The organism is Kocuria sp. U4B, assembly GCF_054875615.1.
Genome location: NZ_CM142180.1, coordinates 3,330,542 through 3,353,609 on the forward strand (window position 1 = coordinate 3,330,542; position 23,068 = coordinate 3,353,609).

General features: G+C 74.2%; 23 protein-coding genes. 16 read left to right on the forward strand and 7 right to left on the reverse strand.

Annotated elements, in window-relative coordinates; translation table 11 throughout:
- Positions 1-21: 21 nt before the first annotated feature.
- Positions 22-852 (forward strand): ATP-binding cassette domain-containing protein, encoded by an 831-nt coding sequence (locus ACYSMR_RS15525; RefSeq protein ID WP_461746366.1) that lies wholly within the window; start codon positions 22-24, stop codon positions 850-852.
- Positions 853-916: 64 nt separating this feature from the next.
- The gene (locus tag ACYSMR_RS15530; RefSeq protein WP_461748036.1) at positions 917-1,657 is read left to right on the forward strand and encodes an ABC transporter permease; all 741 of its coding nucleotides are present in this window, start codon (positions 917-919) and stop codon (positions 1,655-1,657) included.
- A 30-nt stretch (positions 1,658-1,687) separates the two neighbouring features.
- On the opposite strand, the gene ACYSMR_RS15535 is transcribed toward ACYSMR_RS15530, so the two are convergent.
- Complete coding sequence (locus ACYSMR_RS15535) at positions 1,688-2,104, reverse strand: VOC family protein (RefSeq protein WP_461746368.1); 417 nt, start codon at positions 2,102-2,104, stop codon at positions 1,688-1,690.
- 109 nt (positions 2,105-2,213) lie between these two features.
- On the opposite strand from ACYSMR_RS15535, the gene ACYSMR_RS15540 reads away from it, so the two are divergent.
- The gene (locus ACYSMR_RS15540; protein ID WP_461746370.1) at positions 2,214-2,768 is read left to right on the forward strand and encodes a dihydrofolate reductase family protein; all 555 of its coding nucleotides are present in this window, start codon (positions 2,214-2,216) and stop codon (positions 2,766-2,768) included.
- On the opposite strand, the gene ACYSMR_RS15545 is transcribed toward ACYSMR_RS15540, so the two are convergent.
- A complete protein-coding gene (locus ACYSMR_RS15545) occupies positions 2,729-3,523 on the reverse strand; it encodes an amidohydrolase family protein (RefSeq protein ID WP_461746372.1) in 795 nt (264 codons plus the stop codon). The genes ACYSMR_RS15540 and ACYSMR_RS15545 overlap by 40 nt on opposite strands.
- Before the next feature lie 176 nt (positions 3,524-3,699).
- Here ACYSMR_RS15545 and ACYSMR_RS15550 point away from each other — a divergent pair, with 176 nt between their 5' ends.
- On the forward strand, positions 3,700-4,092 hold the full coding sequence (locus ACYSMR_RS15550; protein WP_251332357.1) for a hypothetical protein: 393 nt from the start codon (positions 3,700-3,702) through the stop codon (positions 4,090-4,092).
- A gap of 10 nt (positions 4,093-4,102) precedes the next feature.
- Here ACYSMR_RS15550 and ACYSMR_RS15555 read toward each other — a convergent pair whose 3' ends face one another.
- Together ACYSMR_RS15555 and ACYSMR_RS15560 are read right to left on the reverse strand one after the other, a co-directional pair.
- The gene (locus tag ACYSMR_RS15555; RefSeq protein WP_251332356.1) at positions 4,103-4,774 is read right to left on the reverse strand and encodes a response regulator; all 672 of its coding nucleotides are present in this window, start codon (positions 4,772-4,774) and stop codon (positions 4,103-4,105) included.
- The gene (locus ACYSMR_RS15560; protein WP_461748037.1) at positions 4,771-6,585 is read right to left on the reverse strand and encodes a sensor histidine kinase; all 1,815 of its coding nucleotides are present in this window, start codon (positions 6,583-6,585) and stop codon (positions 4,771-4,773) included. Before ACYSMR_RS15560 ends, ACYSMR_RS15555 begins: the two co-directional genes overlap by 4 nt.
- A 240-nt stretch (positions 6,586-6,825) precedes the next feature.
- Here ACYSMR_RS15560 and ACYSMR_RS15565 point away from each other — a divergent pair, with 240 nt between their 5' ends.
- Positions 6,826-8,280, forward strand: coding sequence for a CitMHS family transporter (locus ACYSMR_RS15565; protein ID WP_461746375.1), 1,455 nt, complete (start codon positions 6,826-6,828; stop codon positions 8,278-8,280).
- A gap of 73 nt (positions 8,281-8,353) precedes the next feature.
- Here ACYSMR_RS15565 and serB read toward each other — a convergent pair whose 3' ends face one another.
- Positions 8,354-9,283 (reverse strand): phosphoserine phosphatase SerB, encoded by a 930-nt coding sequence (gene serB / locus ACYSMR_RS15570; RefSeq protein ID WP_251332354.1) that lies wholly within the window; start codon positions 9,281-9,283, stop codon positions 8,354-8,356.
- A gap of 55 nt (positions 9,284-9,338) precedes the next feature.
- Positions 9,339-10,037 (reverse strand): FadR/GntR family transcriptional regulator, encoded by a 699-nt coding sequence (locus ACYSMR_RS15575; protein ID WP_251332353.1) that lies wholly within the window; start codon positions 10,035-10,037, stop codon positions 9,339-9,341.
- Positions 10,038-10,235: 198 nt separating this feature from the next.
- Between ACYSMR_RS15575 and ACYSMR_RS15580 the strand changes: the two genes are divergently transcribed.
- From ACYSMR_RS15580 to ACYSMR_RS15600, 5 genes are all read left to right on the forward strand, one after another.
- Positions 10,236-11,603: an SLC13 family permease gene (locus ACYSMR_RS15580; protein WP_251332352.1), complete on the forward strand. Its 1,368-nt coding sequence runs from the start codon at positions 10,236-10,238 to the stop codon at positions 11,601-11,603.
- Positions 11,604-11,655: 52 nt separating this feature from the next.
- Complete coding sequence (locus ACYSMR_RS15585) at positions 11,656-12,918, forward strand: CaiB/BaiF CoA transferase family protein (RefSeq protein WP_461746378.1); 1,263 nt, start codon at positions 11,656-11,658, stop codon at positions 12,916-12,918.
- Entirely contained in the window at positions 12,915-13,850 is a 936-nt protein-coding gene (locus ACYSMR_RS15590) for an enoyl-CoA hydratase/isomerase family protein (protein WP_285859430.1), read from the forward strand. The genes ACYSMR_RS15585 and ACYSMR_RS15590 overlap by 4 nt, the downstream gene beginning before the upstream one ends.
- Before the next feature lie 96 nt (positions 13,851-13,946).
- Positions 13,947-14,732 (forward strand): ABC transporter ATP-binding protein, encoded by a 786-nt coding sequence (locus tag ACYSMR_RS15595; protein ID WP_309126405.1) that lies wholly within the window; start codon positions 13,947-13,949, stop codon positions 14,730-14,732.
- A 66-nt stretch (positions 14,733-14,798) separates the two neighbouring features.
- Positions 14,799-15,611, forward strand: a complete 813-nt coding sequence (locus tag ACYSMR_RS15600) for a sulfite exporter TauE/SafE family protein (protein WP_285859450.1) — start codon at positions 14,799-14,801, stop codon at positions 15,609-15,611.
- Between the two features lie 61 nt (positions 15,612-15,672).
- Here the strand turns inward: ACYSMR_RS15600 and ACYSMR_RS15605 are convergent, their stop codons facing one another.
- Positions 15,673-16,755: an alpha/beta fold hydrolase gene (locus tag ACYSMR_RS15605; protein WP_461746381.1), complete on the reverse strand. Its 1,083-nt coding sequence runs from the start codon at positions 16,753-16,755 to the stop codon at positions 15,673-15,675.
- A 121-nt stretch (positions 16,756-16,876) separates the two neighbouring features.
- On the opposite strand from ACYSMR_RS15605, the gene ACYSMR_RS15610 reads away from it, so the two are divergent.
- The 6 genes from ACYSMR_RS15610 to ACYSMR_RS15635 all read left to right on the forward strand — a co-directional run bounded on the left by ACYSMR_RS15610 (position 16,877) and on the right by ACYSMR_RS15635 (position 23,063).
- Complete coding sequence (locus ACYSMR_RS15610; protein WP_251332347.1) at positions 16,877-17,701, forward strand: TrmH family RNA methyltransferase; 825 nt, start codon at positions 16,877-16,879, stop codon at positions 17,699-17,701.
- Positions 17,702-17,861: 160 nt separating this feature from the next.
- On the forward strand, positions 17,862-18,416 hold the full coding sequence (locus tag ACYSMR_RS15615) for an AMIN-like domain-containing (lipo)protein (RefSeq protein ID WP_251332346.1): 555 nt from the start codon (positions 17,862-17,864) through the stop codon (positions 18,414-18,416).
- Between the two features lie 234 nt (positions 18,417-18,650).
- Positions 18,651-18,911: a type B 50S ribosomal protein L31 gene (locus ACYSMR_RS15620; RefSeq protein ID WP_461746383.1), complete on the forward strand. Its 261-nt coding sequence runs from the start codon at positions 18,651-18,653 to the stop codon at positions 18,909-18,911.
- 232 nt (positions 18,912-19,143) lie between these two features.
- On the forward strand, positions 19,144-20,775 hold the full coding sequence (locus ACYSMR_RS15625; protein WP_461746385.1) for a hypothetical protein: 1,632 nt from the start codon (positions 19,144-19,146) through the stop codon (positions 20,773-20,775).
- Between the two features lie 66 nt (positions 20,776-20,841).
- A complete protein-coding gene (locus tag ACYSMR_RS15630) occupies positions 20,842-21,909 on the forward strand; it encodes a lipoate--protein ligase family protein (protein WP_461746387.1) in 1,068 nt (355 codons plus the stop codon).
- A gap of 122 nt (positions 21,910-22,031) precedes the next feature.
- Positions 22,032-23,063 carry an LCP family protein gene (locus ACYSMR_RS15635; protein WP_461746389.1) on the forward strand — a complete coding sequence of 344 codons (1,032 nt, stop codon included), beginning with the start codon at positions 22,032-22,034 and terminating at the stop codon, positions 23,061-23,063.
- The last annotated feature ends 5 nt before the right edge of the window (positions 23,064-23,068 follow it).

Genomic DNA, 23,068 nt, shown 5'->3' on the forward strand with positions numbered 1-23,068 from the left:
TACGGCGCCGGCAAGACCACCGTGGTCAAGGTGCTGACCACGCTCGTCGTGCCCGACGCCGGCTCCGCGCGGATCGACGGCGTGGACGTCGTCGCCGAGCCCGGCCGGATCCGCCGGATGATCGGCGCCTCGGGCCAGTACGCGGCGGTGGACGAGACCCTCACCGGGGCGGAGAACCGCCGGATGGTCGGTCGGCTCCACCACCTGGGCGGGCCGGCGGCCCGGCGCCGGGCCGGGGAGCTGCTGGAGCTGTTCGGCCTCGCGGACGCCGGGGACCGCCCGGTCAAGGGCTACTCCGGGGGCATGCGCCGGCGCCTGGACCTGGCGGGGGCCCTGGTGGTCCGCCCGCGGATCCTCTTCCTCGACGAGCCCACCACCGGGCTGGACCCGCGCAGCCGCATCGGCCTGTGGGACGTCATTCGCTCCCTCGTCGCCGACGGCACCACGGTCCTGCTGACCACCCAGTACCTCGAGGAGGCGGACCGGCTCGCGGACGAGATCTCCGTCATCGACGGCGGCCGGGTCATCGCCGCCGGCACCCCGAACGAGCTCAAGACCCGGGTAGGCGGGCACCGCGTCGTCGTCGTCCTGCAGCACCCCGCCGACGCCGAGCGCGCGGGCGCGGTCCTCGCCCGCCACGGGGAGAGCACCCCGACGGTCGGCGACCGCGGGCGCGAGCTCCAGGCGGCGGTCCGGGAGGGCCCGCTCGCCCGCCAGCGCGTCCTGGCCGAGCTCACCGCGGCGGGCGTGGCGCTGCACGACGCCGGCATGCGCCGCCCGACCCTCGACGACGTGTCCCTGAGTCTCACCGGGGCCCTCCCCGCCGTGCCCCGCGGACGGCGCGCGCAGTGAGCCCGCCGACCGGCCCGCCTGCCCCGCCGCCACCCTGCGCACGGGGGCCGCCGACGGCTGGACGATCACCCACCGCAACCTCATCCGGCTCCGGCGCTCCCCGGACATGCTGGTCTTCGCCGTGCTCCAGCCCGTCATGTTCGTGCTGCTGTTCAGCCAGGTCTCCGGCGGGTCCATCCGGGTGGAGGGCACGGACTGCACCCAGTACCTCATGGCGGGGATCTTCGGGCAGACCGTGCTCTTCGGCTCCGCGTTCTCCGGGGAGGGCATGGCCAGGGACGTGAAGGAGGGCATCGTCGACCGGTTCCGGACCCTGCCCATGAGCCGCTCGGCCGTGCTCGTGGGCCGGACCAACGCCGACCTGGTCATCATGATCGGCACCGGCCTGGCCGTGGGCTGGCGCTTCACCACGTCCGTGGGCTCGTTCGCGGCCGGGGTGGGCCTGCTGCTGTTCTCCGGCTGCGCCTTCAGCTGGGTCATGGCGCTCGTGGGCATGAGCGTGCGCAGCGCGGAGACCGTCAGCAACGCCTCGTTCGTGATCCTGTTCCCCCTGAGCTTCATCTCGAACGCGTTCGTGCAGTCGCAGACCCTCTCGGGCTCCCTCGAGGCGTTCGCGGACTGGAACCCCGTCTCCGCGCTCGTGCAGGCCGCCCGGGAGCTGTTCGGCAACACCGGCTCGGCGCCCGTGCCGGACGTCTGGCCGATGCAGCATCCCGTGCTGACCGTCCTGCTCGGCAGCGTGGTCCTGCTGGCCGTCCTCGTGCCCCTGTGCCTGCGCCGGTTCGCCTCCGTCAGCTCCCGGTAGCGCCCACCGCCCGCCCGTTCCGGGGGAGGCTCAGGTCCCGGCCTCGGAGATGCTGATCAACCAGTGCGTGCCCAGCCGGTCCGTGCACATCCCGAACAGCCCGCCCCACGGGGGCCGGTCCAGCGGCATGGTGACCGTCCCGCCGTCGGAGAGCTTCTCCCAGTACCCGCGCAGGGCGTCCTCGTCGTCCCCGGCCACGGAGATCGACACGTTGTCGCCCGGGGTGAGGTCCATGCCGGCGGGGGTGTCCGAGGCCATGAGCACCAGGCCCTCGTCGGTGGCGAGCATCGCGTGCATGACCTTGTCCGCCTCGGCGGGGTCCTTGCTCGCGCCGTACTCGCTGAAGCGCATGACGGTCAGCTCGCCGCCGAAGACCGAGCGGTAGAACTCCATCGCCTCCTCGGCGGTGTCCCGGAAGGTGAGGTAGGGGTTGAGCATCATGGCCATGGTCGCGCCTTCCGCGTCGGTCCGGTCGATGCCCCCATGATGTCGTGCGGCGCACGCGCCCGGGAAGAGACGGTGGGATCCGTGCGCGTGCGTGCGTAACGTGGTGCCCATGAGCAGAACTCAGTACTACGTCGCCGCGAGCGCCGACGGGTACATCGCCGACCGCGAGAACCACCTCGACTGGCTGCTGCAGTACGGCTTCGAGGCCTACCAGGACCACTACGACGGCTTCCTCGCCGACGTCGGGGCGCTCGCCATGGGGGCGAGCACCTACGAGTTCGTCCTGCGCCAGGGCGAGAAGTGGCCCTACGGCGGCCTGCCCACGTGGGTCTTCACCCACCGGGAGCTCCCGCGGATCGCCGGCGCGGACCTGCGCTTCGTCCAGGGCCCCGTGGCCCTCCACGCCGAGGCCTCGCTGGAGTCCGCCGGAGGGCGCAACCTGTGGGTGGTGGGCGGTGGCCGGCTGGCCGCCCAGTTCGCCGACGCGGGCCTGCTCGACGAGCTGTGGCTGACGCTGATGCCCATCGCCCTGGGCGGGGGCCACCCGGTGCTGCCCACGGCGGCGGCGAAGGACCTGCGGCTGCAGCGGACCACCCACTTCGAGGGCGGCGCCGTGGAGCTGCGCTACGCGCTGAGCCCCGGCCGCGAGGCGTGGCCGGAGTAGTCCTGCCCGGTGCTCCGCGGCAGCCCGTACCAGGCGGCGGCGTTGTCGTGCAGGACGGCGGCCGCGGCCTCCGGGCCGAGGGCCGCGACGACGAGGCCCGGGTCGGCGTCCCGGAACGGCCGGCGCGCCCGGGTGCTGGGCAGGTCCGTGCCGAACAGCAGCGCGGCCGGGTCCACGGCGTGGATCCGGCGCAGGGCGTCCGGGACGTCGAGGTCCACGCGCCCGAAGCCCGTGGCCTTCACGCGGGTCCCGTGCGCGACCAGCTCCAGCAGCGCCGGCAGGCCCGCCGCGCTCATGCCCAGGTGGTCGACGCTCGTGCGCGGCAGCCGGCGCAGCAGCGGGCCGAGACCGTCCAGCTCGGCGGCGTCCAGGTAGAACTCCGCGCCCCACCCCGCCAGCTCGTGCACCCGCCGGGCGAGCCGCTCGATCTCGGCCGGCTCCGCGGAGGCCCCCCGGTAGAGGGTGAAGCGCACCGCCCGGACCCCGGCGCGGTCCAGCTCCAGGATCCGCGCGTCCGTCACGGACGCGGGCAGCTGCGTGACGCCGGCGAAGCCGGGCCCCAGCTCCGCGAGCGCCGCGAGCAGGTGGTCCTGGTCGTGGCCCTGGAAGGAGCCGCTGACCACGGCCCCGCCCACGACCCCCAGGGGCCGGACGCGGGCGAGGTAGTCGGCCGCGGTGAAGGCCGGGGGCACGTACCCCTGGTTCGCCACGAGGGGGAACCGCGGGTCGACCACGTGCAGGTGCGCGTCGATCATCCCGCCATTGTCCCCCGCCGCCGTGCTGGCGCGTCCCTGCGGGGGAGGGGCGGCGCCCCCGGATACGCTCTGCTCGGACCTGTCCCCCAGCCGAGGAGTGTGAGCACCACCGTGACCCAGGTGTCGCCGAGGAGGAGCGGGGCCGGCCGGCCCCCCGCCCGGCTCGGGAGCGCCCGGTGAGCGCCGACCTGGCGCTCGAGGCCGCCGAGGAGAAGCTGGTCCGGGCCCAGCGCTCCTACGCGCGGACGCTGCTGGACCTCATCGCCGAGGAGCTGCGCCACCGTCACCCGGAGGCCGTGCGGCTGACCCTCCGCGCCGACCGGCGCCGGCACGACTACGCCGTGGGCGAGCTCCTCGACGCCGACGGCGACGTGGTCGACCCGGACCCCGGGCGCTGCGTCGTGGCCCGCTGGACGGACGACGACCCGCTGGGCGGCACGGTCACCGTCGCCGCCCACGACGTGGCCTCCCTCCTGCGCCGGGCCCTCGAGGTCTACGAGGGCCCGCTGGAGAAGCTGCTGGGCCGCGACGGGGCGCGCGGGGCCTACGCCCTGGACCTCTCCCGCTGACGGGCGGGCCTCACCGCCCGACCGGTCCGTAGCGGTGCTCGGGCCGTCCCGTGGTGCCGTAGCGCAGCTGGATCTCGACCGCCCCGTCGTCGGCCAGGGCCGAGAGGTAGCGCTGGGCGGTCGCCCGCGAGATGCCCACGGCCCGCGCGATCTCGGCCGCGGAGCGCGGCTCCCCGGGCACGAGCGCCCCCAGCACGGCCGCCTCGGTGGCCGAGCGGGCGCGCTCCCCGCCCGCCGGGGCCTCCCCGCCGCCGGGGCGCAGCGCGTGGAGGGCGCGGTCGACGCCCTCCTGGGTCAGCGGGGTGCGGTCGGCGAGCAGCCGCCGGTAGCGGGCGTAGGCGCGCAGGGTCCGGGCCAGCTGCTCCCCGGTGAACGGCTTGATGAGGTAGGCGAGGGCTCCGCGGCGGACGGCGGCGCGCACGGCCGCCGGGTCGGCGGCCGCGGTGAGCATGACGACGTCCACGTCGAGGCTGCGCAGCAGGTCCAGGCCCAGGGCGTCCGGCAGGTAGACGTCCAGCAGCACGAGGTCCGGCCGGTGGGCGTGCACCGCGCGCAGCGCCTGCTCCGCCGTGCCCACCGGGGGCAGCGCGGTGAAACCGGGCACGGCGTCGACGTACCCGGCGTGCAGGCGCCCCACGTGGAAGTCGTCGTCCACCACCAGCACCACGAGGTCCTCGCTCATCGCTCTCCTTCCGTCGGCGTGCCGTTGCCCCCGGTGCGGGAGCCGGCGTCGGTCGCCGGGGTCCCGTCGGCCACCGTGCCGGGCAGCCGGGCGCAGAACACGGCGCCGGGCCCGCCCGGGCGGCCGGGGTCGGCCACCCACACGTCCCCGCCGCGGCGCCGGGCCAGCTCCCGGCTCAGCGACAGGCCGAAGCCCTGCCCGTGCGCGTCCGGCAGCGCCGCCCGGGGCGGCTCCCCGCCGCCGCCCGCGTCCGGGGGGCCGGGCGGGCGCGCCGTCGACCAGCCCTGGGCGAAGATCCGCTCCGCGTCCTGGGAGCGCAGCCCGTTGCCGGAGTCGGCCACGACGACGTGCAGCGTCCCCTCCTCGCCCGTCCACTCGTCCAGCAGCTCGACCTCCACCCAGCGCGGTTCGGCCCCGCCCTGGACGGCGGCGCGCACGGCGTTGTCCACGAGGTTGCCGATGACCGTGGTGACGTCCTGGGGGTCGGTGACCCGCCCCCGGATGAGGGTCTCGTCCCCGATCCGCAGGATCACCCCGCGCTCGGCGGCCTCGACGCTCTTGGCGCCCAGGAACGCCTGCAGGTAGGGGTCGCGCAGCAGCTCGGCCTGCTCGGCCGGATAGCTCAGGGGACCCGTGGCGGTCACCTCGGCCACGTAGCGGCGGGCCTCCTCGGGGTCGCCGATGCCGAGCAGGCCCGAGATGGTGTGCAGCCGGTTGGCGAACTCGTGCCGCTGGGCGCGCAGGGCGGTGCTGAGCGCGCCGACGGCGTCCAGCTGGCGGGTCAGGGACTGCAGCTCGGTGCGGTCCCGGACCATCACCACCCAGCCCAGCTCCGGGGCCCCGTCCACGGCGGCCCCCCGGGCCGGCCCCCGGGACCGCACCCGGCGCCGCTGCGGGGACCGGGCAGGGAGCACGGCGCGGGCGGAGAGGATCAGCACGCGCGGGCCGATGACCTGCTCGATGGCGGGCGACTCCGGCGTCGCCGCCGCCAGCAGCGCGGGGAACGACTCCGGCAGCCCCGCCTCGGCGAGGGGGCGGCCCACGAGCCGCTCCGGGTCCTCGACGCCGAGCAGGCGCCCGGCCTCCCGGTTGCACACCGTGATCCGCCGGTCGGCGGAGACGCCCACCACGCCCTCGTCGACGCCGCGCAGCACGGCCTCCTGGTCCTGCGCCAGGGCCGAGATCTCCTCCGGCTCGAGCCCGAGGGTCAGGCGCTTGAGCCGGCGGCCCAGGGCCGCGGAGGCCGCCGCGGCCAGCGCGAGCGCGCCGAGGGTCGTGAGGGCCACGGGGGTGATCGCCTCCTGCAGGCTGGCCAGCACGTCCTGGCGGGAGATCCCGACGCTGACCTCGCCGACCACCCGGGTGATGGAGCCGGGGGCGTGGACGGGGACCTTGGCGCGCGCCGAGTGGCCGAGCGTGCCCCGCTCCTGGCTGGTGACCTCCCGGCCGGCGAGGGCCTCGCTGGGGTCCGTGCTCACCGGCAGGCCCAGCAGGGCGGGGTTGGGGTGCGCGAGCCGCAGGCCCGCGTCCTCGGTGATCACCACGAACAGGGAGCCCGTGCGCCGGCGCACCTCCTCGGCGGAGGACTGCAGCGTGCCGGCGGCCAGGGCCTCCGGGTCCAGCTCCCCGGCGGGGGCGTCGGCGAAGGCGGCGACGCCGGCGCGCACGTCGTCCTCGGCCGCCACGGAGCGGGCGATGGCGAGGGCCTGCTGCTCGGCGTCCCGGCCCAGGTCCTCGTAGGTCAGCCAGCCGAAGATGCAGCCCGTGGCCGCCACCACCACGGCGACGACGCCCAGCTGCAGCAGCAGCATCCGGGTGAGGAACCCCAGGCGGAGCCGGGTCCCGTCGGTCGTCGTCACGGTGGGTCCTCCGGTCCGGGCGTCGGTCGAGCCCTGTCCCGCCGGACGGGCCGTCGGATGAGCTAAACGAGCAGAAGTTGCGCAATGGGCAGTATGCACCTCAAGTGCGCAAAAGCGCCAGGCGTGACCCAGCGCACCGTAGCGTCGTAAGGCCGGTCACACCACCGGCCCTCTGTGCTTGAAGGAGTAGTCGTGCTCGTTTTCCTCGGCTTCGCCATGATCGCGGTCTTCATGGGCCTGATCATGACGAAGAAGCTGACGCCGGTGCTGGCGTTGATCCTGGTCCCCACCGTCTTCGGCCTGTTCGCCGGAGCCGGCCTCGGACTCGGCGACATGGTGCTCGAGTCGATGGCGTCGCTGACGTCCACGGCGGCCCTGCTGATGTTCGCCATCATCTTCTTCGGCCTCATGATCGACGTGGGGCTGTTCGACCCGCTGGTGCGCCTCATCCTGCGGGTGCTGGGCGACGACCCGGCCAAGGTCGTGCTCGGCACCGCCGTCCTGGCGGCCGTGGTCTCCCTGGACGGGGACGGCTCCACGACGTTCATCCTCACCACCGCGGCGATGCTGCCGATCTACCGCCGGCTCGGCCTGAGCCCGGTGGTCCTCACCTGCGTGGCCGGCCTCGCCAACGGCACCATGAACATCGTCCCGTGGGGCGGGCCGACCGCGCGCGCCGCGGCGGCGCTGGACGTCTCGCCCACCGAGGTGTTCGTGCCCATGGTCCCGGCCCTGCTGGCGGGCATGGCCGTCGTCTTCGTCTTCGCCTGGACCCTGGGCCTGCGGGAGCGCGCCCGCCTGGGCGGCAGCACGGGCTGGAGCGGGGCGGGGACCAGCCCCGGCGGCCCCGGCGGCTCCGGGGGAGCGGCCGGATCCGGCCCGCGGACCCGCCGGCCGCGCCGGCGCCGGGGCGACGGCGCCCCGGGCGGGGCGTCCGTCGCGGTGCTCGACGCGCCGGAGCTCGTCGACGACGCCGACGCCGACGCCGCCATGGCCGACTCCGCGCTGGACCCGAACCGCGCCACGCTGCGCCCGCAGCTGTTCTGGTTCAACCTGGCCCTCACCCTCTCCGTCATGGTCGTGCTCGTGCTGGACGTCGTGCCCCTGGCGTTCGTCTTCATGGTCGGCGCCGCCGTCGCGCTGCTCGTGAACTTCCCGCGCGTCAAGGACCAGGCCGCCCAGCTCGTCGCGCACGCCCCCAGCGTGGTCGCCGTGGTCTCGATGGTGATGGCCGCGGGTGTGCTCACCGGCGTGCTCAGCGGCACGGGGATGGTCGACGCCATGTCCCAGTGGCTGGTGAGCATCATCCCGACGTCCATGGGGCCGTACCTGGCCGTCGTCACGGGGCTGCTGAGCATCCCCATGACGTTCTTCATGAGCAACGACGCCTTCTACTTCGGCGTGCTGCCGGTGCTGAGCGAGACCGCGGGCCACTACGGGATCTCCGCCGCCGAGATGGCGCGCGCCTCCATCACCGGCCAGCCCGTGCACATGCAGTCCCCGCTGGTGCCGGCGATCCTGCTGCTCGTCTCCCTCGCGAACGTGGAGCTGGGCGACCACCACAAGAAGGTGCTGTGGCGCTCCGCCGTCGTGGCCCTGACGATGCTGGCCGTGGGCGTGCTGGTCGGGGCCGTGCCCTGGGGCTGAGACCCGCGCCCCCGACGGCAGAGGACCGCCCCGGCGCAGCGCCGGGGCGGTCCTCTGCCGTCGATGCCGTCCCTCAGAGGTCCGCGAAGAAGCGGACCGCGTCCAGGTTGGGGAGGTTGACCTGCGCGTCGGCGGCCGACCGCAGCGCGGGCTTGCCGTTGTAGGCCACGCCGAGCCCCGCGGCGGCGAGCATGTCGAGGTCGTTGGCGCCGTCGCCCACCGCGATGACGTCCTCGGGCGCGACGTCGAGCTCGGCGGCCCACGTCCGCAGGCAGCGCTCCTTGACGGTGCAGTCCACGACCTCGCCCTGGATCCGGCCCGTGAGCCGGCCGTCGGCGACCTCGAGGGTGTTGGCGTAGTGCCGGGTGAGCTGCAGCTGCTCGGCCAGGGGCGTCAGGATGCCCTGGAAGCCGCCCGAGACCGCCGCGACGGCGTGGCCCTCCCGCAGGAACGCCTTGACCAGCACGTCGGCGCCGGGGGACAGGCGCACCTCGGCGCAGACCGCGTCGACCACCGACGCCGGCAGCCCCGCGAGGGTCTCCACCCGGGCGTGGAGGGACTGGGCGAAGTCCACCTCCCCGCGCATGGCCGCCTCGGTGACCGCGGTGACCTCCGCCTCGCGGCCCGCGTGGGCGGCGAGCAGCTCCACGACCTCCTGCTGGATCAGCGTGGAGTCCACGTCGAGGATCAGCATCTTCTTGCGCTGCGGGTCGAACAGCCGGGTCGGGACCACGTTGACGTCCACACCGGGCATCAGCTGGGAGAGGGGGTCCGGGCGCAGGGCGGCGAGCAGGGCCCTGGCGTCGGAGCCGCGCACGTGGGCGGTGAAGGCGTTGTAGCCGGGGACCTGGGCGTCCGGGCCCGCGGAGCCCGAGCCGGTGACCCGCACGGCGGAGAAGTGCTCGACCTCGGCGCCGACGTCGTGGATCGTGGTGAGGATGCGCTCGCGCGCCTCCGGGTCCGGATTCTGGGCAAACGCGATCACGGCGAGATCGGTGGTCATGGGCCCAGTCTATCCGCGCCGGGGAGCGCCGCCCGCCGCGGGCGGGCGGCGGCGCTCACAGCGGCTTGAGCGCCGCGACGTCGGAGACGAGCCGGATGTGCTCGAGCATGGCCCGGGCGGCCTCCTCGGGCCGCTGCTCACGGACGGCGCGGGCGATGGCCCGGTGGGACTCCAGGGAGCGCTCGGGACGGCCCTGCTGGCTCAGCGACTCCAGGCGGGTCTCGCGCACGAGCCCCGAGATCTCGGCCATCATCCGCGCCAGGACGGAGGAGCGGGCGGCGGCGGTGACGGCCTCGTGGAACTGCTCGTCCCCGCGCAGCCCGCGCCCGCCGTCGGCGATGTCGCGGGCCATCTCGTCGAGGGCGGCATCGATTGCGGCGAGGTCCTCGGGGGTGCGCCGGGCGGCGGCGAGCTCGGCGAGCTTCGGCTCGACGGCGCTGCGGGCGTCGGCGATGTCCGGCAGGCGGTCGGTGTGCTCCCGCACGCCGCGCAGCACGGCCGCGCTGGAGGGCCGGTAGAGCAGCACGGCGCCGTTGCCGTGCTGGACGTCGATGACGCCCAGCACCTCGAGGGCCACCAGCGCCTGCGCCACCGTGGCGCGGGAGACGCCGAGCCGCTCCGCGAGATCGCGCTCGGGGGGCAGGCGGTCGCCGGGCTCGAGGCGCTGCTCGATGACGTGGTCGAGCAGCCGCTCGACCACCTGCTCGTAGAGCCGCGGCCGCTCCACGCGGTCCAGCCCTCGGGGCCCGGCCATGTTCCACCTCCGTCGCCCGGGCGCGGCCCGGATCGTGCTGGGGCGCGCCGCTCCCCGGCGCCCGTACCGGAATGCTACCCGTGTGCTTGACAACGGGACAGGTGTCCTATTGGCTAGTCCAAAACCTGTGGTGCGGGTCACACTCCGTGGCCCGGGCCGAAGCCGCCGGGAATCCCCGCCTCCTCAGAAAGCAGTCCCATGGGCCCAGAAGTGCTCTCCATCGTCATCCTCGCCGCGATGTTCGTCGTGGCCACCGTCCTGCCCGTCAACATGGGCGCCCTCGCCTTCGTCGGGGCCTTCGTCCTCGGCGTGTTCGTCCTGGGCATGGACACCGACCAGATCCTCGAGGCGTTCCCCGGCGGGCTGTTCCTCACCATCGTGGGCGTCACCTACCTCTTCGCCATCGCGCAGAAGAACGGCACCGTGGACCTGCTGGTGCAGGGAGCGGTCAGGCTCGTGGGCAGCCGGGTGGCACTGATCCCGTGGATCATGTTCCTGATCACGGCCGTGATCACCGCCGTGGGCGCCCTGTCCCCGGCGGCGGTGGCCATCATCGCCCCCATCGCTCTGAGCTTCGCGGCCAAGTACCGGATCAACCCGCTGATGATGGGCATGATGGTCATCCACGGCGCCCAGGGCGGGGGGTTCTCGCCGATCGCGGTCTACGGCGTGACGGTCAACGGGATCGTCGCCGAGTCCGGCCTCGACGTCAGCCCCACGGCCGTGTTCCTGTCCAGCCTCGTCTTCAACCTCCTCATCGCGGTGGGCCTGTTCCTGGTCCTGGGCGGGCGGGGCCTGCTCTCGGCCCGGGCGGAGGACTTCGTGGAGCGCGCCTCCGAGGCGCGCCTGGCCCGCTCCCGCATCGCCCACGGCGGGGACAAGGACGTGGACTTCAAGGGCTTCGGCTCGGGCATGTACGGCCCGACCGATCCCGCCGGCTCCTCCGAGGCCCCCGCCCGGCGCGAGGGACTCGGCCCGCAGGTCGCCACGATCATCGGCCTCGTCGTGCTGGCCGTCGTGGCCCTGGGCTTCGGCGTGGACGTCGGGTTCGTCGCCATCACCATCGCCGTGCTGCTGGCCCTGGTGTCCCCGCAGGCGCAGAAGGGCGCCGTGAACAAGATCGACTGGTCCACCGTGCTGCTGCTCGCCGGCATGCTGACCTTCGTGGGCGTGCTCCAGGAGGCCGGCACCATCGAGTACGTCTCCAACGGCGTCGCCGGGATGGGCGTGCCGCTGCTGGCCGCCCTGCTGATCTGCTACATCGGCGCCGTCGTCTCCGCCTTCGCGTCCTCCACCGCCATCCTGGCCGCGCTCATCCCGCTCGCCGTGCCGTTCCTGCTCAGCGGCCAGATCGGGGCGGCCGGGCTGATCTGCGCGCTCGCGGTCTCCTCGACCATCGTCGACGTCTCCCCGTTCTCCACCAACGGCGCGCTCGTGCTCGCCAACGCGCCCGAGAGTATGGACCGCGACCGCTTCTACAAGCAGATCCTCGTCTACGCCACCGGCGTCGTGGTGATCGGCCCGCTGCTGGCCTGGGGCGTCATGGTCGCCCCCGGCTGGCTCTAGGCCGCACCACCCGCGCACCCCACCGCCCATCCGACCCCGGAGGACCCCCACGATGAACCAGCACACCACCCCGCACACCACCCCGGACCCGGAGCCCGCCGGCGGACCCCTCGCCGGCACCCTCGTCGTCGACCTCTCCCGCGCCCTGGCCGGCCCGCACGCGGGGATGATGCTGGCCGACCTCGGCGCCCGGGTGATCAAGGTCGAGACCCCCGGCACCGGCGACGACACCCGCGGCTGGGGCCCGCCCTTCGTGGGGCCCGAGGAGGACCCGCAGGCCACCTACTTCCTCTCCTGCAACCGCAACAAGGAGTCCGTCGCCCTGGACCTGAAGTCCGAGGACGGGGCCCGGGTGCTGCGCGAGCTCGTGACGCGCGCCGACGTGCTCGTGGAGAACTTCCGCCCCGGGGTCCTGGACCGGCTCGGGTTCTCCGTCGAGGAGCTGCACCGGCTGAACCCGCGGCTCGTGGTGCTGTCCATCACCGGCTTCGGCCACGACGGCCCGGAGTCCCGGCGCTCCGGCTACGACCAGATCGTCCAGGGCGAGGCCGGGCTGATGTCCCTGACCGGCTCCGGGCCCGAGGACCCGCAGCGGGTCGGCGTGCCCATCGCCGACCTGCTGGCCGGGATGAACGGCGCCTACGGGGTGCTGGCCGCCCTCTACGAGCGCGAGCGCACGGGGGCCGGCAAGGTGGTCCGCACCTCCCTGCTCTCCTCGGTGGTGGGCGTGCACGCCTTCCAGGGCACCCGCACCACCGTGGCCCACGAGGTGCCGCTCGCCCAGGGCAACCACCACCCCTCCATCGCCCCCTACGGCCTGTTCTCCTGCCGCGGCGGGAAGGTGCAGATCAGCGTGGGCAGCGAGAAGCTGTGGCGCACGTTCGCCGAGGCCTTCGGGCTGGAGACGGACCGGCCCGAGTTCGCCACCAACGCCGACCGGGTCCGCAACCGCCCGGCGGTGATCGCCGCCGTCGAGCAGGCCTTCTCCGCCCACGAGCCCGTCGAGCTGCTGGAGCGGCTGGGCCGGATCGGCATCCCCGCCGGGAAGGTCCGGACCCTCGACGAGGTCTACGCCTGGGAGCAGGTCCGCTCCCAGGGGCTGGTCGTGGGCGTGGACCACGAGGTGCTCGGGCCGATCGAGCTGCCCGGGCCGGCCGTGCGCTTCTTCGCCCCCGGCGACGCGGCCGAGACGACCCGGCGCGCCCACGCCGCCCCGCCCGTGCTCGACCAGCACGGCGCCACCGTCCGCGCCTGGCTCGACGCCACGGGCGCCGGCTCCGGCGCGGCGACCGAGACGCCGGAGCCCCCGCGATGAGCGCCCACCCCCTCCCCGACGCCCCGGCCGGCACCGTGGGGGTGCGCCGCGACGGCCCCGTGGCCTGGGTCGTGCTGGACCGGCCCGGGCGGCGCAACGCGCTGTCCCCGGCGATGTGGGCCGCCCTGCCCGGGATCCTGGCCGCGCTCGACGCGGACCCCACCGTGCGGGTGATCGGGGTGCGCGGGGCCGGCGGGGTGTTCTCCGCCGGGGCCGACCTCACCGAGGTCTTCGACTGCCTGGGCGAGCCCGGCACCGGGCTGCCCCGCGGAGGGCTGCTCAGCGACGCCGAGGCGGCCCTGGCGGGGGTGCGCAAGCCCACCGTCGCCGCCCTTCAGGGGTGGTGCATGGGCGGGGCCTGGATGCTGGCCGCCGCCTGCGACCTGCGCATCGCCGCGACCGGTCTGCGGATCGGGCTGACCCCCGCGAGGATCGGGATCGTCTTCCCCGCCTCCGGGGTCCGGGCCCTGGTGCGGCTGGTCGGTCCCGGGGTGGCCTCCTACCTGCTGCTCACCGGCGACACGGTGACGGCCGCCGAGGCCGACCGGTGGGGCATGCTCACCCGCGTCGTGGCGGAGGCCGACTTCGAGGAGGTCCTGGACGAGGTCGTCTCCGGCCTGGCCCAGCGCTCGCAGCTGAGCATGCAGGCGCACAAGCACCTCCTCCGCCAGGCCGGCGGCGCCGAGACCGAGGCGGGCGGCTTCGGGACGGACGCGATCTCCGAGGCGCTGTTCCGCCAGGTCCTGGAGGGCCCCGACGCCCGGATCGGGCAGCGGGCGTTCCTGGCCAAGGAGGCCCCGGTCTTCGAGTGGGCCGGCGAGGACTTCTGGGCCGCCCGGGCCACCCCCGCCAGGGCGCGCCGGGAGCACCGCGCCTCCATCATCAGGGGCCGGTGGCCGCGCCGGTCCGCCCGGTCCCGGGCACGCTCCTGAGGGCGCCTGGCGCCCGGCGCCCGGACCGCGGGCGCCGGGCCCGCCCCGGCCGGGCCGTGCCCGGAGCGACGTCCCTCGTGTCCTAGAGTGGCCGGTATGAGCGCTGTGGTGGAGATGGTGGACGTCAGTGTGGTCCGCGGGCAGAAGACCCTGCTGGATTCCGTGGACTGGGTCGTCAAGGAGGGCGAGCGGTGGGTCATCCTCGGCCCCAACGGCGCCGGCAAGACGACGCTGCTGTCCATCGCCGCCGCCCGCCTGCACCCGAGCCGCGGGATGGTCGACATCCTCGACGAGATCCTCGGCGCGGTGGACGTCTTCGAGCTGCGCCCGCGGATCGGCCTGAGCTCCGCCGTGCTCGCCACCCAGATCCCCGACGGGGAGACCGTCCTCAACTGCGTGGTCACCGCCGCCTACGGGGTGACCGGGCGGTGGGTCGAGCGCTACGACGACGCCGACGAGGCCCGGGCCCGCGAGCTCATGGCCGCGTGGGGGATCGACCGGCTGGCCGAGCGCCGCTTCGGGTCCCTGTCCGAGGGGGAGCGCAAGCGCGTGCTCGTCGCCCGGGCCCTGATGACCGACCCGGAGCTGCTGCTGCTCGACGAGCCGGCGGCCGGGCTGGACGTGGGCGGGCGCGAGGACCTCGTCGCCCGCCTGGACGAGCTCGCCCGGGACGGGTCGGCCCCGGCGATCGTCATGGTCACCCACCACCTCGAGGAGGTCCCGGACGCCTTCACCCACGCGCTGCTGCTGCGCGAGGGCCGGGTCGTGGCCGCGGGCCCGGTCGGCACGGTGATGACGCAGAAGAACCTCTCCGCGACCTTCGGCCTGCCGCTGAAGCTCGTGAAGGTCGGCAACCGCTACGCGGCGTTCGCCCGGTCCTGACCCGTCGTGCTCCCGGAGTTCCTCACCGACCTCGCCGCCGGCTTCCCCTTCGACTGGTGGCAGGTCCTGCTCATCCTGCTGGCCGGGGTGGCCGCCGGGCTGATCAACACCATCGTGGGCTCGGGCACCCTGGTGACCTTCCCCGTGCTGGTGACCATGGGCGTGCCCCCCGTGACGGCGTCCATGTCCAACGCCATGGGCCTCATCGCCGGCAACCTCACCGGCGCGTGGCACTACCGGCACGAGCTCAGGGGCGTCGGGCGGACCCTGCTGAAGCTCCTGCCCTGCTCCGCCCTGGGCGGGGTGCTGGGCGCGTGGCTGCTGCTGCACCTGCCCGAGGAGGTGTTCGGCTACGCCGCGCCGGCGCTGATCGTCGTCGCCCTCGCGTTCGTCGTCCTCCAGCCGCGGCTGCAGGCGGTGGTGCGCCGGCGCAAGGACGCCCAGGCGGCGGCCGCGGCGGCCGCCGCCGCGGCCCGGGGCCTGACCCCGCGGCCCATCGACCCGGACCGCGCCCCGCAGCCGGCGTCGCTGTACGTGCTCGTGCTCCTCGCCGGCGTCTATGGCGGGTACTTCGTGGCCGCCCAGGGCGTGCTGCTGCTGGGCATCCTCGGCGTCTTCCTGCTCGCCTCCCTGCAGGCGGCCAACGCCGCGAAGGTCGTGCTCGTGGCGGCGGTCAACATCGTCGCCGCGACCTCCTACGTCCTCTTCGCCCTCGACCGGATCAACTGGTGGGCCGTGCTGCTCATCGCGCTCAGCTCCACCGTGGGGGCGTGGGCCGGGGCCAAGATCGGCCGACGCCTCTCCCCGGTGGCGCTGCGCACCGTGATCGTGGTGCTCGGCACGGTGGCCCTCGTCAGCATGGTCTCCGAGCTGCTCTGAGCTGCCCTGAGCTCCTCCGAGCTCCCGGGGGGCGGGCCTGCGCGCCCGGCCGGGACCGGGCTCAGCCGGCCGGCGGCGCGGCCCGGCCGGCGCCCTGGTGCTCGAGGAAGCCGGTGACCTCCCGGGCGATCTCGGGGGAGCGGGTCCAGTGCAGGTAGTGGCCGCCGTCGAGCACCACGAGCTCGTGGCGGCGCACGGCGCGCAGCTTCTCCTCGTGCCGGGGGAGCCACTCGGGCCGGAGCTCCACCGTCTCCCGGGACAGGAGCACGAGGACGGGCAGGTCGGGCGGATAGCCCACGCCCCGCAGGCGGCGGGCGTTGTCCGCGATCCGGCGCGTCTCGTCGACGACCGCCGGATTGCCGTAGTTCCACGCGGTCATCAGCCGGATCCGGCGCCGCTCCTCGGGCGTGTAGCCCGGCCCGTCGGGCTCGCCCAGCCCCGGGGCGACGAGGAGCGTCCACCGGAGCAGGCCCGTGTCCGCCGCCAGCCGCTGCCAGGGGATCCCGGGGCCCCCGTCCTCCGGCTCCTCCGGGCCGGCCGCCGGCACCGTGGGGTCGATGCCGACCACCGCGGAGACCTCCCCCGGATAGCGGTCGACGTAGTCGAGCATGTAGAACCCGGCCAGCGAGTGGCCCATCAGGACGTAGGGCGCTTCCACGCCCCGGGCCGCGAGCGCGGCGTGCAGCTCCGCGGAGACGTTCTCCACGGTGCGCGCGGGCGCCTCGAGGTCGCTGTAGCCGTAGCCGAACCCCTCGACGACCACCACGCGGTGGCCCTCCAGCTCCCGGGCCAGCGGGGCGAAGTCCAGCGCCGGGGCCGGCGTGCCGAGCCCGCCGAGCAGGACCACGGCCGGGCCCTCCCCGCCGTGGTCGACGACGTTGACGGCCCCGTCGCCCACCCGCACCCGCTCCCCGTAGGGGGCGAGGGTGGCCCGCTCGTAGCGCACCAGCGCCAGGTTCAGCGCGGTCGAGGCCAGCAGGAGCGCGACGAGGGCCAGGGCTCCGGCGCCCAGGGCGCGGCAGGCGCGGCGCCACCACGGCCGGCGCCGCGCGCCGGGCCCGGGCAGGGTGCCGGGCCCGGGCGGACCCCCGGCACCACGACGGCGGAGCAGCCGCATCTGCGCCTCCCGGGAGCCGGTGTCCACGCCTCTGCGTGCGAGCCTAGGTCCCGGCCCGCACCGGCACAACGGGCCCCGGCTCCGTGACGGCCCCGGCCGGGAACCCGCTACGATCGGGGCGACCCCGCCGCCGACCCCGAGAGATCCCGTGACCGACCTCCCCCGCCTCGTGCGCCTCGACAGCGCCGACGACCCCCGCGTGGCCGACTACGCCCGGCTCACCGACGTGAAGCTGCGCCGCAAGCTCGAACCGGAGCGGGGGATGTACATCGCCGAGTCCTCCAAGGTGCTGCGCCGCGCCCTGGCCGCCGGGCACCGGCCCCGGTCCTTCTTCATGGCGCACAAGTGGCTGGAGGACCTCGCCGACGTCCTCGCCGAGCACCCGGACGTCCCGCTCTACGTCGGACCCGACGAGGTGCTCACCGAGATCACCGGCTTCCACCTGCACCGCGGGGCGCTCGCGGCCATGCAGCGGCCCGAGCCCGTGGACCTGGAGCGGCTGCTGGCGGCGTCGTCGCGCGTGGCGATCCTCGAGGACATCGTGGACCACACCAACGTCGGGGCGATCTTCCGCTCCGCGGCGGCGCTCGACGTCGACGCGGTCCTCGTCACCCCCCGCTGCGCCGACCCCCTCTACCGGCGCGCGATCCGGGTGTCCATGGGCACCGTGTTCCAGGTCCCGTGGGCACGGCTCGAGCACTGGAGCGCGGACCTCCAGCGGGTCAAGGACGCGGGGTTCACCACGGCGGCACTCGCCCTGAGCGACGACTCGATCACGCTGGAGGAGCTGTCCGCGCGCCGGGACGAGAAGCTGGCGCTGGTGCTGGGCACCGAGGGGGACGGCCTGAGCGCGGCGGCCGTCCACCACGCCGACCTGGTCGTGCGGATCCCCATGTCCCACGGGGTGGACTCGCTCAACGTGGCCGCCGCGTCCGCGGTGGCGTTCTGGGAGACCCGCCCGGGCCGGCGCTGACCGGGCGGGAGCCGGTCTCGGCCATAACGGTTCGGGCGTCGATTCGCTTTCGACCAGGGCTGTTGGCGTCCGCGAAGACTATCCTGGAAGCGTCTGCGGCCGGTCCACACACCGAGGCACCAGCCGACGGCCGGCGGGCGGACGACCGAGAAGGTGTGTCATGAAGAAGCTGATCTCATGGCTGGCGGCCATCGTGCTGGCCATGGGGCTGGGGCTCATCGTCCCCAGCAGCGCGAGTGCCGCGGCCCCCTACTGCGGCATCACATGGGGCTCCGGGGCGAAGACCCGGGACGGCGAGGCGACCACTCCCCGCTACCCCCACGTCACCAACGTGCGGGCGGGGGAGCACCGCTGCTTCGACCGGCTGGTGATCGACCTGGACGGCAAGCTGCGGGGCTACGACGTCCGCTATAAGCAGTTCAGGGGCATCGGCTCCGGCGACGCCATCCCGCTGCGCGGGACGGACCTGGTGATCACCGTCAACGCCCCTGCCTACGACGCCGACGGCGACGCCACGTACGAGTTCAGCAACGGCCGGGAGCTCGTGGACGTGAGCGACTACCGGACGTTCCGCCAGGTCGCCTGGGGCGGCAGCTACGAGGCGAGGACCTCGGTCGGCCTCGGGGTCCGCGCCCGCCTGCCGTTCCGCGTGTTCGTGCTCGAGGGCCCGAACCGCGGTTCACGGCTCGTGGTCGACGTCGCCCACCGCTGGTAGGCGCACCGTCCCGGGGGACGTCACGGCGCCGTGCATCCCTCGCCGTGCACCCTTCGCGGGGCGCTCTGCACCGCGGGTCGCGGGGGTGACCTGGCGCCCGTCATCCGGTAGGCTAGTCTGCTGGTGCCCGGCGCCCCCGCCCTTCCCGGAGCGCGGGACCGCGACGACGACGCACCGCCCTCCGAGCGAAGCCGTGCCTGGCAAAATCCAGGCACCGACAGAAGGTTTGAACCCATGAAGACTGACATCCACCCGGACTACCACCCGGTGCTCTTCCGCGACCTCGCCTCCGGCAAGGTCATCCTCACCCGTTCCACCGCCGCCTCGGAGAAGACCGAGGTCTGGGAGGACGGCAACGAGTACCCCATCATCGAGGTCGAGATCTCCTCGGAGTCCCACCCGTTCTACACCGGCAAGCAGCGCATCATGGACTCCGCCGGCCGCGTGGAGCGCTTCAACGCCCGCTTCAAGAACTTCGGCAAGGCGAACGCCTGACGTTCCGCCCTCCCGCAGGACCCTCGTGCTCAGGCCCGGACCGGATCGGTCCGGGCCTGAGCCGTTCCTGGATAGGGTGGAGCCACCCCCCCCCAGCCCCGCCCCCAGGAGCTCTGCCGTGCACCGTTCCCTCCGTCCCGCGGCGCTCAGCGCCGCACTCGTCCTCCTGCTCAGCGGTTGCGGGGAGGAACCGACGACGCCGTCCTCCCCCGCAACGCCGACCACCGGGGCGGTGACCCCTCTCACAGATGTCGACCCGGCGGAGATCGCCGCGCGGCGGGGCCTTCCCGACGTCTACGAGCAACCGGCGGTGGAGGGGAGGAGCCAGTCCGCCGCGACCGTCACCGTCTCCGCGGAACCGACGGGGGAGGACTACGCCCACGGCGGCGTGGGACTGTCCTTCGAGGCCACCGAGCTGGCCGACGAGCGGCTGAGCGCGGGGAACGCGGACCTGGTGCACCTGGTCCGGCAGCTGGACCGGCCCACCCTGCGCTTCGGCGGCAACTCCGTGGACCGACGCTTCTTCTTCACCGCCGAGGACGAGAAACCCCCTTCCGACTGGCCGCTCCGGCCGGGCGAGGAGATCACCACCGTCACCCCCGAGGACCTCGAGCGGGTGGCCGAGTTCGCCGCCGCCACCGGCTCGAAGGTCGTCCTCGGCGCCAATCTCGCCGCAGACGACCCTGCCCGGGCAGGGCAACTCGCCCGGCACGGCCGCGACGCCTTCGGGGACGACCTCGTGGCGCTGATGGTCGGCAACGAGCCCAACGGCTACTTCAAGGGCGAGGGCCACCGGCTGACCGTCAAGGACGAGGACTGGGGCATCCCGGCGTACCTCGCCGACCTCAAGGAGTACGTGGCGGCGATCCGTGCCGAGGTGCCGGACCTTCCCGTCACCGCCCCGGGGGCGTTCGCCCCCGACTGGTGGGAGGCCGTCGCAGAGTCCGGGATCGACCACGCCGTCCTGGCCGCGCACCAGTACCCGCTGTCCTCGTGCGACGGCGAGGTGCCGCGGCAGGAGCCGACCATGCAGAACCTGGTCGCCGAGTACACCCGGGACAACGTCGACCGCTTCCTCGGGCTCGCGGTCGACCAGGGTGCCGCGGCCAGCCTGCCGGTGTGGCTGAGCGAGACCTCGGTCTCGGCCTGCTCCGGCACGAACGACATCACGGAGACGCTCGGTTCGGCGGTGTTCTCCGCGGACTACTCCCTGAGGGCGCAGTCCCTCGGCGTGGAACGGCTCGTCTTCCACTCCTCGCTGGACCCGTGCGCGGGGGGCCCGCCCATGTCCCCGGTGTGCTCCTCCGGAACCCGGGAGGAACCGGGCGGGGCCTACTCGTTGCGCGCCAACCACCTCGGCATGGCTCTGGTGGGTCAGATCCCGGACGGCGACTTCCTCGGGACGACGGTCGGCGGCAACGGGGCCGTCGAGGCGTACGCGGTCGATCACGGTGCCGGCGACGACGGCCGGCACCGCACCACCGTCGTCCTCGTCAACTTCGCCGACCCGGCCACGGCCGGCCGGACGCCCCTCCGCCTCGACCTCCCGTTCCCGTACGAGGAGGCCGTGATGTCCCAGCTGGGCGGGCCCGGCTGGGGGGCGGAGTTCCCCAAGGCCGGCGTGTTCGACGTCGAGCCCCCGGAGGGGGAGCAGCGCACCGAAGACTCCGACGGGCGGGCCATGACGGTGGAGGCGGGTCTGACCGAGGTCGACGGCGAGCACGTGTCCGTCGACGGCTGGGGGCTGCCGCTCACCCCGGCCGACCAGCGCCCGGCCGTGCCCGGCGCCGAATCGGGCACGGACCGGCTTCGCCTGTCGCTGAACCCCGGCACCGTCACGGTCCTGACGCTGACGCGGGAGTAGCCTGGCCCGGGGCCGACTGCACGAGCCGGCGGGAGGGACCCGCGACGACGACACGGGAGGACCACGATGGGCGAGCAGGAACGGCGGCACGGGGAGTTCAAGGTGCTGGGCGGCAAGCTCGTGATCGCGGACCTGAGCGTGCGGGAGGGCCGCCTGGCGGACGTCTCGATCAACGGAGACTTCTTCCTGGAGCCCGACGAGGCGCTCGACGACATCAACGCGGCCCTGACCGGCCTGAGCGAGGACTCGGGCCACGACGAGATCGTTGCTGCGGTCGACGTGGCCCTGGACGAGGACGTCGTGCTCTTCGGGTTCTCGCCGGTGGCGATCGCCACGGCGGTGCGCCGCGCGCTCGCGAAGGCTACGACGTGGGGCGACCACGACTGGGAGGTCATCCGCCCGGTGGTCCGGCCGACCCTCGAGAACCTCGCCCTCGACGAGGTGCTCGCCCGCGAGGTCGGGGCCGGCCGCCGCCGCCCGGCCCTGCGGCTGTGGGACTGGAAGGAGCCGTCCGTGGTGATCGGCTCGTTCCAGTCGTTGCGCAACGAGGTGGACCCCGACGGCGCCGCCCGGCACGGGATCTCGGTGGTGCGACGGGTCTCGGGCGGCGGGGCGATGTTCATGGAGGCCGGCAACTGCATCACCTACTCGCTCTACCTGCCGCAGACGCTCGTCGACGGGCTCACCTTCGCCGAGTCCTATCCGTTCCTCGACCAGTGGGTGATGCAGGCGTTCCAGGAGATGGGCCTGCAGGCGTTCTACGTCCCGCTCAACGACATCGCCACCGAGCACGGGAAGATCGGCGGGGCAGCGCAGAAGCGCTTCGCGGGCGGCGGCATGGTCCACCACGTGACCATGAGCTACGACATCGACGCGCAGAAGATGACCGAGGTGCTGCGGATCGGCAAGGAGAAGCTCTCCGACAAGGGCCACCGCTCGGCCAAGAAGCGCGTGGACCCGCTGCGCCGACAGACCGGCCTGCCGCGGGTCGACGTCGTCGACAAGCTCATGGAGGTGTTCACCGACCGCTACGCAGCCGTGGAGGGTGCCGTCGGCGCCGCGGAGCTCGCCGCCGCGCGGGAGCTCGTGGCGACGAAGTTCGCCACCCCGGAGTGGATCGCACGGGTGCCCTGACCCCGCCCGGCGTGCCGCGTCCCAGCTGACGCCCAGCCGCGGCGTCGTAGGATGCCCCGAGAGGTCCCCGTCCGGGCACGGACCGGGACCACCCCCCCGCCCCCCGAACCCCGGAGCTCCTCATGACCGTCGACGACCACGGCCTCGCCCCGGCGCAGTCCGCGTCCCCAGCGCGCCGCACCGTGCGCAACGTCCTGCTCGCCTTCCTCGCCGTGGTGGTGATCGCGGCTCTGGTCGCCGGCCTCTACGTGTGGAACCTGGCGCGCACCTTCGACAGCGGCACCCGCACCATCGACGGGGCGTTCCCCGCCGAGTCCGCCCGCCCCGTGGCGGAGTCGGCCCAGGACCGTGGCACCACCGTGCTCCTGCTGGGCGCGGACGAACGGCCCGAGGGGGAGGAGGACGCCGATGTGACGGGCATGCGGGCGGACACCATCATGCTGGTGCACATGCCGGAGGACGGCGGGGCCGTCTACGTCATGTCGATCATGCGCGACACCTGGGTGACGATCCCCGGAGCAGGGGAGGCCAAGGTCAACGCCGCACTGGACATCGGCGGGATGCCGCTCATGGTCGAGACCGTGGAGGACCTGTTCGGCATCCGCATCGACCAGGTGGCCTCCGTGGACTTCGCCGGTTTCCAGGGCCTGACGGACGCCCTCGGCGGAGTGGAGGTGGACGTGCCGGAGGCGTTCGTCTCCCGCGACGGCACCGTCTTCGAGGCGGGACCGCAGCAGATGGACGGAGGGAAGGCCCTGGAGTTCGTCCGGGAGCGGTACGCCTTCTCGGACGGCGACTTCCAACGGGTGCAGAACCAGCGGGCCTACGTCCAGGCCGTCCTGGACGAGGCGATGAGCAGGCAGACGCTCACCAGCCCCGCGAGGATCCAGGAGATCGTCTCGCAGTTCTCGCCCTACCTCGAAGTGAGCGAGGGCCTGGACTCCGGGTGGATCGCCGGCGTGGCCCCCGATCTGGCCGGCGTGTCCTCCGCGGACATCCGGATGTTCACCGTGCCCACCGGCGGTCTCGGGGTCTCCCCGGACGGGCAGTCCGTCGTCGTGGCGGACGCCCGTGCCATGCAGGACCTCGGTGTCGCCATTTCGGAGGGCACCCTGGACGAATATGTTGCTACCCTGAACGCAGCCGGTCAGTAGTTCAC